Below are 10,537 nucleotides of genomic sequence, written 5' to 3' on the forward strand. Positions count from 1 at the left end.
AAGAACCATCCGGTCTACTATGCCGGGCCGGCCAAGACGCCCGAAGGCTATGCCTCCGGCGCATTCGGCCCGACCACCGCGGGCCGCATGGATTCCTTCGTCGACCAGTTCCAGGCCGCCGGCGGCTCGATGGTGATGGTGGCCAAGGGCAACCGTGCGCCGGCCGTGCGCGAGGCCTGCAAGAAGTACGGCGGTTTCTATCTCGGCTCGATCGGCGGCGCCGCCGCGAACCTCGCCGAGCACTGCATCAAGAAGGTCGAGGTGCTCGAATATCCCGAGCTCGGCATGGAAGCGATCTGGCGCATCGAGGTGGTCGACTTCCCGGCGTTCATCATCATCGACGACAAGGGCAACGACTTCTTCAAGGAGTTGAACCTGGGCTGATCGGGTCTTGCGTCGTCCGCCGGTTCCTGGACCGGCGGACGATCCACGCAGCGTGCGCTCAGCGCTGGATCTTGAACGACATGGCGCCGCCATTTTCGACGCCGTCAAACATGACGAGGACGCGAATGCCGTCGGCGTCGTCCTCGAGGGGAAGCAGAATTTCCGCTTTGGCGCCTTCCTTGACCTTGCTCAGGTCCAGCGTCGCCAGGGGCTTTGCGGTCTCGCTGCTGCCGTCCCACAGCCAGACGGTATAGGGAACGTCTTCCTCGCGTGTCGGGCCTGCAAGTATCAAGAGCCCGTCGCGGACCGCAGCGAGGTCCCGGATCCCGGTATCCTTGCCGAGTTCGAGCGATTTGGTCCTTGGCTTGAGATCGTCGTTCTTGGTGAAGAGCGCATCCGCCATGACGCTGACCACGAAGGCATGACGCTTCAGCGACGGGCCTCGCAACCCGAAGTACATGCGACCGTTCCTGACCGCAATTCCTTCGATGTTGATGCCGCCATCGGCAAGCGGCTCGTTGAAGTACGCCTCGACGTCATCGTCCTTCTTGAGCACTTTGCGCAACCGTGAACTCGCCTCGACGCCATCGACGCGCTCGGCATCAGGTTTGGTCCTGGGAACGCCGGTTTGCGGATCGACGGCGATCCGAAATACGGCGTAACTCGACAGGTTTTTCTTGTCGTTGTGACGGCTTCGACCATGCGAGCCGGTCACGTAGAAGAAGCCTTCGCTATAGGCGACGCCCTCGGCATCGGGGTCCTTGTCTTCGTCCGAAAGCAGAATGAGTTCCTTTGGAACGAGGACGTTGCCTTCGATCGAGAAGAACTGCGCATACTTCTTCTCGTCATTGGCAATCAGGCACGACGTGAATTTGGGCGTGGTCGGCACGCATGCCGCGCCGCTCAGATTCATGCGCGGCTGGTCCTTGAGCTTTTCGTTCTTCTCGTTGTCTTTGAAGATCGAGGCGGGCTTCCAGGCCGTTGCGTCAGGAGCAACCTTCGGCGGCAAATGTTCGCCGCGCCCGGCCGGCATTGTTGCTCCCAGCAGAATGCAGACGAACGTAGCCATCAGTGATCGGTGAGTTGCACGCGCGATGCTATCGGGCATTCTTGCCTCCCGGGTGTCACCCCCCCCCAAAAAATACAATCCTGAATTGCATAAAAGGCAAGGGAGAGAATGTCGCGGAGCGCTGGCTCCCGTCAGCTGCAATTCGTGACCTGGTTGGAGCAGAGCGCGCGCCACCAACCGCGCACGCCGTCGTGGCTCTCGACCAGACCCCAATATCCGCTGCAGGCGAGAAGCCGCTTCGGCCCGCCATCGCCGTCGATCGGACCGCCGAGCTCGCGCTGGGCCGGCATCCATTTGGCGTCGACGAAGGGCGCCTGGAACAGTCCGCCCGCGCGCGTGGCGCCATTGGCGTAGTTCGCGCCGACCTTGCTTGAAGCGACCCAGCCGCGCCCGGCATAGGGTTTTGGCGCGCTACGCGGATATTTCCTGTCGTCCTCGTAGTCCTTGCCCGGCGGCTTCGCGCCTTCGATCAGAAACCAGCCGTTCTTGAAGCCGATGATGCGGAATTCGGTGAGCCAGCCGCCGTCGGGCGTGTTCTCGGCGCCGCCGAGCTTGAGCCGGTAGGGCGGCGGCAGCGTCCCGAGCACGCGGGCCTTCACCGAGGGCTCGGCGCGCACGTTGAGGCCGGCAGGGTCCAGGTCGATCGACCAGGCGCCGAGATCGCAGGGCTCGGTGCCCTCGGGCAGGCCGGCGCGCTTTGCGGCGAGTTCGGCGTGCAGCTTTGCAAAGTCGGTGTCGTCGTTGTCGGGATCCGGCTCGGCGCGCGGCTTCAACTCGGCCGATACCGCGCGAGCCGCATCCGCCGTCAGCGTGACCACGAGGGCCTGACGCGCAGCAAAGACGCTTCCCGGCGTCTTCGGATCGTTCGATGCCGCCGGATAGACGGAGAGATAGCCGGTCGAACCATCGGTTCGATAGGCGGTGCCGGCGACATAGCCCGCCGGCACCAGGGCGAGCGCGCTTGCGCGCCACGCCGGCTCGGTGTCGTCGGCGCGCGCGGCCTGTGACGCGACACACAGGATCGTCGCCGCGATGAGACGGAGCGCACGCATCGGTGCAGCGCGCGCTTACGCCCGCGCGCCCGTGAACGGGAAGCTGCCCATCGGGCCGATGCCCATCTCGCCGCTGATGCTGTCGCCGGAGACGGTGCCGGTGAATTCGAGCGTGAGGGGCATCGGTTTGTCGATCGAGACTTTCCAGGAGACGTTGTCGCCAGAGACAGTGCCGTCGAAAATCTCGGCGGTATTGCCTTCCGCGCCTTGCATGCCTGTGAGCGTGCCGCCCGCAGCCTTCAGGCTCAGCGTCGCCTGGCGCTCGCCCATCGGCGTCGTCATCGTCAGATTCCAGTTGCCGTCCACAGCCATTCCCGTCTCCCGAACAAATTCCGGCAGCCCGCGACGATCCGCGGCCTGTCCTCAGCGAGCCTATAGCCCAACTCGCAGCTCCTGCCTAACGCTGCATTTGAGGCATAGAAGCATGATCCCGAAAAGTGCGTAGCGGTTTTCGGAAAAGATCGTGCTCAGACAACAACCTAAAGCGCGATCACATCGCGCTTTAGGCACGGGCGGCGGCGCGCCGACGGCTGGTGACGATGAGCCGCAGGACCACATACTGCACGGCGAAGGCCAGGATCTTGGCGCCACCGGCAACCACCGTGATGTAGAAGGCCCACAGCTTCAGATCGCCTGTGGAGGCGACCACGATCATGCCCGCGCCGATCACGAACATCAGCACCGCCCAGGCATAGCCCGCGGCCGTCACATATTCGGGAACGGTCTCGGCGACGATCGGCGGCATGTAGCGCAGCATCCAGCCGCGCTTGAGCATGATGAGGCCGATCGCGAAATGCGCGATGGAAGGTTTTGCCAGCATGAAGCGCGGATCGTTGGTCAGCAGCGTGACGGTGCCCAGCACGACGACGAGCGCGAGGCTCGCATAGGTCATGTAGTTGAGCTCTCGTCCCTTGACGCGGGCATAGATCACCTGCGCGATCGCGCCGGCAATTGCCACCGACGTCGCCAGCACGACGTTGTCTGTGATGAGGTAGACGGCCAGGAAGACGATGGCCGAGAGGAAATCGGAGGCAAGGCGGGCGAATACGTCCTTCATCGTCGATCCTGTTCAGCGGGCGTTGGGCAATGCGCGGGCCGGCGTGCCGTACTTGATCTGATGATACTCGGGATACCATCTTGTGAAGTAGATTGCGCTGTTGCGGGCAGCGAAGGCGACCGCAAGGCTCGACCAGAGCGGCAGCCCGGGAACGTAGAGCAATACGAGATTGGCGGCCGCCATCAACAACGCGGCGGCTGTCCATGCGGCGGTGATGACGTAGTTGGCATGGAGAAAGCCGGGCATCGCCGCGGTCTCGGCCGGGACCGCTTCCAGCGCATATTGCAGCGTGAAGGGACGGCGGACCAGCATCGAGCCGAGCGAGATGACGAAGATGCCGATGTCGACCGACAGCTTGACGCCGAGCGTGCCGAGCTGCGGATCGAGCAGTACGATGTAGAGCCCAATAGCGGCGAACACGACCGCCGAGCCCGCGGCCAGGGTCTTCACCGAGCGGCCGCACGCGACATCGATCGCGATGGTGGCGAAGCAGATCGCGGAGGCCGCGAACACGCTTGAAGTGGCCGACGTCACCAGCATCAGACAAGTGTAAGCGCCGTAGGGCGCGAGGATCAGGAAAATCGCCATGGGCCGCCCCGGTAAGGTCGATCTTTACGGTGTAAAGATCAGTAGTTCAGGAGGAGCACTGGGTCAAGCAAAATCTTTACAGTGTCAAAATAACGAAAGCGGCATGTAAGAGTTCAATAGTGGCAATGGCTTGGTCGGACACCTCATCGACCAATTCTGCCCAGGGCAGGCGCGACAGGATGGGAAGCGCGCAGGCGATCGCGAGACCGAGCAGGATGCCGCCGTTGAAGACGACCTGGCCGCTCCGTCGCAGCCGGATCATCTGGACGGCAGCCGCGACGCAGATCAGGGCGAGGACGGCGAGAAAGTCTGCGGCGAGCGAGGGCATCTGCATGGGCCTCTCTGGTGACACATCGGTGCTGCGGCCTCGGGCGCGAAGGAGGCGCCCGGAATGACGGGCGCTACACCGCACCCACCCAATTGCCGTGAAAGCCGTCGGGCACGCGATGGCCGAGCTGCACCAGCGCGACGGGACCCGCCTCGACATCGGTGGCGTTGAACACCGCGAGGTCGCTGCGGTTCTCCCGCGCGCGCCAGACCACCGCGAGCAGCCAGCCATCGCCTTCGGCCGCATCCTTCGACCGCTCGACGAACACCGGTTCGGAGATGGTGTCGCCGGCCGGCAGCAGATAATGGCCGAGCCGCGTTCCATTGCCGTCGACATGGACGATGCCCGACAGCGCGCCGAACATCGGCAGCTTCGGATTGGCACAGGCGTACCAGCCGTGACGGCTCTTCAGCCCGGCGCGGCGATCGTCGATGCGCGGGAATTCGCCGGTGAGATCGTCGAGATAGGTCTGCTGGAAGCGGTCGGTGTTCCCCGAAAGATCGAAGGTCCAGCGGCAATGGCGGGCGCGCGACTTCTCCGGATCGGTCGGCCGTCCATCGGGATGCGGAAACAGCGGCGCTTCCTCGAACTGCATGACGTCCGCGATGATGCGGTTCTCGTGTTCCCACGCATTCATGATGTGGAAGACGTAGCAGGCTTCACCGCGGAACCAGACGATGTCCTTCGCGGTACCGCTCCGCTTCATCACGCCGACATAGGCGCCCTTGTCCGGCTCCCAGGCATAGGGCGGCCGTCCGCTCATCGCGCGCTCCATGCTGCCGGTGATGGGCAGGATCGGAAACAGCACGTGGTTCGCGGTGACGATGAAGTCATGCACCATGCTGGCATAGGGTGCCTCGAAACGCTCGAAGCGCGTCGCCTTGCCGGAGGCGTCGATCGATCCGCAGGACAGGGCAGGCGTCAGCGGTCCGGCCGCGTTGTAGCCGAAGAACACGAGCTCGCCGGTGACCGGATCGACCTTCGGATGCGCGGTGAAACTGCCGGCGACGCGGCCCTGATAATTGTGGTAGCCGCGCGTCGCCAGCGTGCCGGGCTCGATCTCGGTCGGCAGATGCGCTTCCTCCAGCGCGAGCAGCTTGCCGGCATGGAAGATGATGTTGGTGTTGGCGACACCGCCGTCGGTGAGGTTTGCAGGCGCATCCGGCAGCTTGCGCCCGAAGCCACCGAACAGGGCGCGGCCGGCGTCGTGCTCGGCGAGCCATTTCGGCGTGCGGACCCAGCGGTTGCGATAGCTGGCGCGGCCATTCTCGAGATGGAAGGCGTGCAGCATGCCGTCGCCGACGAACCAGTGCGCGCCGGGCGATTCGAACTGCGGATTGGGACCGTTGCGGTAGAGCGTGCCGTTCAGCTCGCGCGGCAATTCGCCGATAATCTTGAGGAAGGGCGCGTCGGCCTCGAACGGGATCGGCGCGATATTGTTGCGGCGCTCGGCGACGGCAACCTGCTGCACGGCTATCTCCCTATCTTTACGTCGTAAAGATTGGATAGCGGCAATCCTGGTCGCGGTCAAGCGAAATCTTTACACTGTCAATATTGCGCTCTATAGCTTGTCCGATGGGCAAGAGCGACACCGGGACCGAAACCGCGCGCGGCGCGCGCACGCCGCGAAAGATATCGTCGTCGGCGGGTACGCGGACGCCTCGCGCGCGCCGGCCAGCCACTCCGAAGACCGAGACCCCGTATCATCACGGCGCCCTGCGCGAGGCGCTGCTCCAGGCCGCCGAACGGGTGCTGGAGCGCGACGGGCTTGCCGGCCTCACATTGCGCGCGGTGGCACGGGAGGCCGGCGTCTCGCATGCCGCACCGACCCATCATTTCGGCGATCTCACCGGCCTGCTCAGCGAGCTCGCGGCCGTCGGCTTCCGCCAGTTCAACGCGGCCATGGCGTCGGCCTGCGACACCGCGACCACGCCGCTCGCGCGCGCGCTGGCGCGGCCGAAGGCCTATGTCGCCTATGCGCAGGCCCATCCGGGCATGTACGGCATCATGTTCCGCACCGAGCGCCTCGATTATTCCCGGCCATCGCTGCATGAGGCGGCCGAAGCCTCCTTCGCCGGCCTTGCCAATGCCATCGGCATGATGCGGCAGGAGCAGATCAGCGGCGATGCGCTGACACTGGACCAGGGCGCGGCGATCGCGCGTGCCTGGTCGATGGTGCATGGCTTCACCACGCTGCTGCTCGACGGGCGGCTCAGGGATATCTTGGAGCGTCTGCCGGAGGGGACGACGGCCGAGCGGCTGTTCGAGGCGATGCTGATGGTGCCGGTCAGCACGAGACTTCCCGTGTAGCGGCGGTTGGCGTTCTAAAGCGCGATGCGATTAGGATGAATCGTCATCGCGCTTTAGGTTGTTGTTTAAGCATGATCTTTTCGGAAAACCGCTGCGCACTTTTCCGGATCATGCTTTAGCGCATGGTCGCCAGCTCGACGGCGCGGCCGCGCGTGCCGACGATCTTCACCTCGTCCTTGCCGCACGTGAAGCTGCGGGCGAAATCATCCGCGGCGGTCCGGGCAAGCTCGTTGGCGGTGGGATTGGCGATCGCGTCCACATAAGCGACGTGACAGACCGGGCCCGGCGGCAGTCGCGTCACGACCAGCATGGCCCTGGTGTTCGGCCGCCCCTGCTTGTCGGGATCGGCGCCGTCGGCGATGTGCCAGCGCTGGATGATCGCAAACGGTCTTGCGCCCGCGGTGCGCCATTCGATGGTGGTCTCCGCTGAATTGAACGGGGCGAACCAGATCTTGGCCGCCGGTTCCTCGGCCGCTTCCTTGCGATTGCGACCGACCGAGACGACCTCGCGAAGATCGTCCTCCGCGATCAGCACCACGAGCCCGTCCTTGCCCTTGCATACCCGCGTGGTGCTGCCGTCGAGCTCGCTGGGCTTGCCGATCTGGCGGCAATCCTTTGGCGCCGTCGAGGTGTACGTGCTGCCCACGGATTGAGCGGCGGCGCTGTTCAGGCCGATGCAAGTCATCAAGACAGCCGGACCTATGCTGGTCATTCGCTTCATATGAGGTTTGGATGCCGTGGGAACTCCGTACCATCAGACGTCTTGATTGTGGGCAAGGTTCAAACAGGGACGGGATATACCTGACAGCGGCGCGGAATCGTTCTAGAAGAGCGGCTTCGCTTTAAGCCGATCCGGCCTCATTCGCGTCCCTCGTTTTCTTGATCATGCCAGCCACCTCGAACAAACCCTATCGCGTCGGCCGCTCCAAGACCGGACTTGGCCTCTTCGCCACCAAGCCGATCAGGAAGGGGACCCGGATCATCCGCTATTTCGGACCGATCCTGGATTCCAGGATTCCCGAGGAGGACGAGATCGAGAACAAATATCTGTTCGAGCTCAACGGCCGCTGGACCATCGACGGCTCGGTGCGCAAGAACCTCGCGCGCTACATCAATCACTCCTGCCGGCCCAACGCGGAATCCGATGTCCGGCCGCGCGAGCGCAAGGTCTTCATCCGCGCCATCAAGAACATCGAGCCGGGCGACGAGATCAACTACGATTACGGCACCGACTATTTCAAAGCCTATCTGAAGCCGATCGGCTGCAAGTGCGACTCCTGCGAGAAGAAGCGCAAGAAGCTGCGCGCCGAGGCGCGGGCCGAAGCCGCCAAGGTGAAGGCGCGCAAGGCCAAGAAGGCGGGCGCCAAGGGCTCGAAGACCAAGGCCGCCAAAAAGAAGAAGCTCAACGGCCACGCCGTTGCCAAGGTTGGCGGCCGCGCACGGGCGTAGCTCGCACTCGCGCCTGGCTCCGCTGTCATGCCCTGGCTCGGCCGGGGCATCCAGTGCGCCGTAGCTTCTCGATTCTGACACTGACGTCTCTGGAATGTCAGGTCGCCCAAGGTCCAGTTCGCAATTGCGCATAGGCCGGGCGATGACAGTCAGATGGGTTGAGCCCTTTGCGAAACCCATCACTTTCCTTGGCTCCGCTCACCGAACTCACTGCCGTTCTCCAACTGATGGCCCGGCCCATCAGCCGGATCGTTGCCGAGCTTCGCATGCCCGAGGAATAACGACGATGGCCAATCGCGCCCCCCTTGAGGCGGATGGCGAAATCAGCGCCGCCTTCGTCGCGAACACGTGTGACAAAAGAGCGATGGGTTCGCAAGGGCTCAACCCATCCTACGGCGTGACCCATCCCGCAACTGATCACATGACCTGAGCGAAGTTCAGTCAATTCCGAGCAGCGCAGCCAAGCGCTCGCGGACTTCGGTCAGCAGCATGTCGGTTGCCCGTCCGGCATACGCGATGGGCCGCTTTTCCCACGAGATGCTTCTGGGCTGGTCTGCCAGGACGACGCCACGAATGTTCGAATCGTCCGGCAGTGCGGCTTCGAATGGATAGCCGCGCACGCGGCTTGTGATCGGGCAGATCACGCAAAGGCCTGCTGCAGCGTTGTAACTGCGCTGCGACACCACGATGGCTGGTCGTCGGCCGCTTTGCTCGTGGCCCACCGTAGGGTCCAAATCAATCCAGATCAGATCGCCGGCCTCCGGGCAATGATCACCAGATTTCTTTGCCAACCGCCCGCCCCCAATCGGTCTCGTCATGGCGGTTGTCCGGCGTTATCCCGGCAACGAGCTCGTCGAGCGCATAGCGGCGTTTCCGCCGTTTCGGCAGCGCAATCTCGATCACCAGCTTCCCGTCGGCCACTGTCATCTCCGCCGCGCGGCCGTCGCGCGCTCCGATTTCATCTGCGAACGCTTTGGGCACCCGCAGCGCCAGGCTATTGCCCCACTTCTGGAATGCCACCTTCATTCCGGGCCTCCGACATCCAATGATACAATGTAGATACAATCTTGAAGCCGGTCAATGGAGGTCATCTGCAAAAAAGGGGGGCGGCAAAGCCGGCTGTTGCTGCCGCCCTCACGCCGCCTTCGCCTGCTCCGGCGAGGCCGTCTCCATCGCGCGCATATAGAGGTCGAGCAGGCTTTCGCGCTCGTTCTTGTCTTCCTTGCGCAGCTTGATGATCTCCTTGAGGATCTTGACGTCGAAACCTTCGCCCTTGGCTTCCGCGAAGACTTCCTTCTTCTGCTCACTTAACTCCTGCATTTCCGTGTCGAGGTTCTCGATCTGCTCGACGAACGACCGGATCTTGCCGCCGGGAATGGTGATGTCGGACATGGTGCCTCTTTGCTGACTGAGGTCGGAAAAATGACCGCAAAGACATCACCACTGTGTTAACCTCGGCGTCCATGCCTTGCCCGCCAAATGGATGAACGGAACGCGTTCGCCCGGTCTCAATGAAATACCTCTTGATCTTCGTCAGCGCCCTCATCTTCTGCGTGATCGTATTCGGCGGCTTTCTTTATTGGAAATACAGCCAGCTCTTCCCGGCCCCCTCGAACGAGGTCGTCCAGCTCACGCCGGAAAAGCGCAGCGTTCTGGAGCGGCTGCGCGCCGAAGCCAAGTTTCAGCCTCATCAGTTTCCACCGTTGGGTTACACCGGCGCCGAGACACCCGAAGACCGCGCGCGGGCCACGGGTGCTGCGATGACGTCATCGACGCCGTTCTCGCGCAGCCTGACGGTCCTGTTCACGCGCGCGATGTCTCGCGGCTGATCGGCAAAGGCATGAAGCAGGTGTTTTGGCTCGCGACGGAGGACCGCGACCGAACCGCCGAATATCTCATTGAGGTCTGGTACATTCTCGGTTTCAAGGCACCGACTGGACAATTCGTATCCGGCTCGGGCTTTCCCGGAGCCGACCGCTGCCTCCGGGCTGGATCGCGCCAGATCGGCCACGCCCGATCGGGTCGTAGCACGGGGTGGAGCGAAGCAAGTGGGAGCAAGCGAAAATGCTTGAGCAGGACTACGACACGATCGTCATCGGCGGTGGCTCCGCCGGCGCGACCCTGGCGGCGCGGCTCAGCGAAGACCCGTCGCATCGCGTGCTGCTGGTCGAAGCGGGGCAGGATCTGCGCACGGCGACCACGCCGGAGCATATCCGCATCCCGAACCCGATGCGTGCCATTGGCGATGACGACTTCCGCTGGCCGAAGCTGCTCGCGCGGCGCACCGAACGGCAGGAGCC

The 10,537-nt window shown here is 63.6% G+C and carries 17 protein-coding genes; 6 read left to right on the forward strand and 11 right to left on the reverse strand.

Translation table 11 applies throughout. The annotated features are described in order from the left end of the window. The coding region (locus tag IC50_RS17715; RefSeq protein ID WP_035707366.1) for a fumarate hydratase C-terminal domain-containing protein at window positions 1–384 on the forward strand (384 nt) is incomplete at its 5' end. Window positions 385–442: 58 nt separating this feature from the next. Here the strand turns inward: IC50_RS17715 and IC50_RS17720 are convergent. From IC50_RS17720 to IC50_RS17750, 7 genes are all read right to left on the reverse strand, one after another. Next, entirely contained in the window at window positions 443–1,492 is a 1,050-nt protein-coding gene (locus IC50_RS17720) for a DUF3616 domain-containing protein (protein WP_081492462.1), read from the reverse strand. A 92-nt stretch (window positions 1,493–1,584) separates the two neighbouring features. Further along, complete coding sequence (locus IC50_RS17725) at window positions 1,585–2,505, reverse strand: hypothetical protein (RefSeq protein WP_035707372.1); 921 nt, start codon at window positions 2,503–2,505, stop codon at window positions 1,585–1,587. Between the two features lie 15 nt (window positions 2,506–2,520). Continuing rightward, window positions 2,521–2,817 (reverse strand): hypothetical protein, encoded by a 297-nt coding sequence (locus IC50_RS17730; RefSeq protein WP_035707375.1) that lies wholly within the window; start codon window positions 2,815–2,817, stop codon window positions 2,521–2,523. A gap of 190 nt (window positions 2,818–3,007) precedes the next feature. Further along, on the reverse strand, window positions 3,008–3,562 hold the full coding sequence (locus tag IC50_RS17735; protein ID WP_035707377.1) for an inner membrane-spanning protein YciB: 555 nt from the start codon (window positions 3,560–3,562) through the stop codon (window positions 3,008–3,010). 12 nt (window positions 3,563–3,574) lie between these two features. Then, complete coding sequence (locus IC50_RS17740; RefSeq protein WP_035707380.1) at window positions 3,575–4,150, reverse strand: hypothetical protein; 576 nt, start codon at window positions 4,148–4,150, stop codon at window positions 3,575–3,577. Between the two features lie 76 nt (window positions 4,151–4,226). Beyond that, a complete protein-coding gene (locus IC50_RS17745; RefSeq protein WP_035707382.1) occupies window positions 4,227–4,484 on the reverse strand; it encodes a hypothetical protein in 258 nt (85 codons plus the stop codon). Window positions 4,485–4,551: 67 nt separating this feature from the next. Beyond that, window positions 4,552–5,949, reverse strand: a complete 1,398-nt coding sequence (locus IC50_RS17750; RefSeq protein ID WP_035707385.1) for a carotenoid oxygenase family protein — start codon at window positions 5,947–5,949, stop codon at window positions 4,552–4,554. Between the two features lie 104 nt (window positions 5,950–6,053). Here IC50_RS17750 and IC50_RS17755 point away from each other — a divergent pair, with 104 nt between their 5' ends. Continuing rightward, window positions 6,054–6,788, forward strand: coding sequence for a TetR/AcrR family transcriptional regulator (locus tag IC50_RS17755; protein ID WP_035707387.1), 735 nt, complete (start codon window positions 6,054–6,056; stop codon window positions 6,786–6,788). A 115-nt stretch (window positions 6,789–6,903) separates the two neighbouring features. Here the strand turns inward: IC50_RS17755 and IC50_RS17760 are convergent, their stop codons facing one another. Next, a complete protein-coding gene (locus tag IC50_RS17760; RefSeq protein ID WP_035707389.1) occupies window positions 6,904–7,509 on the reverse strand; it encodes a hypothetical protein in 606 nt (201 codons plus the stop codon). A gap of 164 nt (window positions 7,510–7,673) precedes the next feature. Between IC50_RS17760 and IC50_RS17765 the strand changes: the two genes are divergently transcribed. Both IC50_RS17765 and IC50_RS41340 read left to right on the forward strand, forming a co-directional pair. Next, window positions 7,674–8,237, forward strand: a complete 564-nt coding sequence (locus IC50_RS17765; RefSeq protein ID WP_035707404.1) for an SET domain-containing protein — start codon at window positions 7,674–7,676, stop codon at window positions 8,235–8,237. Window positions 8,238–8,523: 286 nt separating this feature from the next. Next, window positions 8,524–8,667 (forward strand): hypothetical protein, encoded by a 144-nt coding sequence (locus tag IC50_RS41340; protein ID WP_157460992.1) that lies wholly within the window; start codon window positions 8,524–8,526, stop codon window positions 8,665–8,667. A 7-nt stretch (window positions 8,668–8,674) separates the two neighbouring features. On the opposite strand, the gene IC50_RS17770 is transcribed toward IC50_RS41340, so the two are convergent. The 3 genes from IC50_RS17770 to IC50_RS17780 form a co-directional block, all read right to left on the reverse strand. After that, window positions 8,675–9,028 (reverse strand): type II toxin-antitoxin system PemK/MazF family toxin, encoded by a 354-nt coding sequence (locus tag IC50_RS17770; RefSeq protein WP_035707392.1) that lies wholly within the window; start codon window positions 9,026–9,028, stop codon window positions 8,675–8,677. Further along, window positions 9,009–9,263: an AbrB/MazE/SpoVT family DNA-binding domain-containing protein gene (locus IC50_RS17775; RefSeq protein WP_035707395.1), complete on the reverse strand. Its 255-nt coding sequence runs from the start codon at window positions 9,261–9,263 to the stop codon at window positions 9,009–9,011. Before IC50_RS17775 ends, IC50_RS17770 begins: the two co-directional genes overlap by 20 nt. 108 nt (window positions 9,264–9,371) lie before the next feature. Then, window positions 9,372–9,629: a DUF2312 domain-containing protein gene (locus IC50_RS17780; RefSeq protein ID WP_035707397.1), complete on the reverse strand. Its 258-nt coding sequence runs from the start codon at window positions 9,627–9,629 to the stop codon at window positions 9,372–9,374. Between the two features lie 131 nt (window positions 9,630–9,760). Here IC50_RS17780 and IC50_RS17785 point away from each other — a divergent pair, with 131 nt between their 5' ends. Further along, on the forward strand, window positions 9,761–10,066 hold the full coding sequence (locus tag IC50_RS17785; RefSeq protein ID WP_157460994.1) for a hypothetical protein: 306 nt from the start codon (window positions 9,761–9,763) through the stop codon (window positions 10,064–10,066). A 235-nt stretch (window positions 10,067–10,301) separates the two neighbouring features. After that, window positions 10,302–10,537: NAD(P)-binding protein (locus tag IC50_RS17790; protein ID WP_035707401.1), on the forward strand; the 236-nt coding region annotated here is incomplete at its 3' end.

The organism is Bradyrhizobium genomosp. I (2014), assembly GCF_000261685.1.
Lineage (GTDB): Bacteria > Pseudomonadota > Alphaproteobacteria > Rhizobiales > Xanthobacteraceae > Bradyrhizobium.

Bases quoted from the DNA above. Each gene is read 5' to 3' on its own strand.
- IC50_RS17720 (WP_081492462.1), bottom strand. From the start codon at position 1,492: ATGCCCGATAGCATCGCGCGTGCAACTCACCGATCACTGATGGCTACG.
- IC50_RS17725 (WP_035707372.1), bottom strand. From the start codon at position 2,505: ATGCGTGCGCTCCGTCTCATCGCGGCGACGATCCTGTGTGTCGCGTCA.
- IC50_RS17730 (WP_035707375.1), bottom strand. From the start codon at position 2,817: ATGGCTGTGGACGGCAACTGGAATCTGACGATGACGACGCCGATGGGC.
- IC50_RS17735 (WP_035707377.1), bottom strand. From the start codon at position 3,562: ATGAAGGACGTATTCGCCCGCCTTGCCTCCGATTTCCTCTCGGCCATC.
- IC50_RS17740 (WP_035707380.1), bottom strand. From the start codon at position 4,150: ATGGCGATTTTCCTGATCCTCGCGCCCTACGGCGCTTACACTTGTCTG.
- IC50_RS17745 (WP_035707382.1), bottom strand. From the start codon at position 4,484: ATGCAGATGCCCTCGCTCGCCGCAGACTTTCTCGCCGTCCTCGCCCTG.
- IC50_RS17755 (WP_035707387.1), top strand. From the start codon at position 6,054: ATGGGCAAGAGCGACACCGGGACCGAAACCGCGCGCGGCGCGCGCACG.
- IC50_RS17760 (WP_035707389.1), bottom strand. From the start codon at position 7,509: ATGAAGCGAATGACCAGCATAGGTCCGGCTGTCTTGATGACTTGCATC.
- IC50_RS17765 (WP_035707404.1), top strand. From the start codon at position 7,674: ATGCCAGCCACCTCGAACAAACCCTATCGCGTCGGCCGCTCCAAGACC.
- IC50_RS41340 (WP_157460992.1), top strand. From the start codon at position 8,524: ATGGCCAATCGCGCCCCCCTTGAGGCGGATGGCGAAATCAGCGCCGCC.
- IC50_RS17775 (WP_035707395.1), bottom strand. From the start codon at position 9,263: ATGAAGGTGGCATTCCAGAAGTGGGGCAATAGCCTGGCGCTGCGGGTG.
- IC50_RS17780 (WP_035707397.1), bottom strand. From the start codon at position 9,629: ATGTCCGACATCACCATTCCCGGCGGCAAGATCCGGTCGTTCGTCGAG.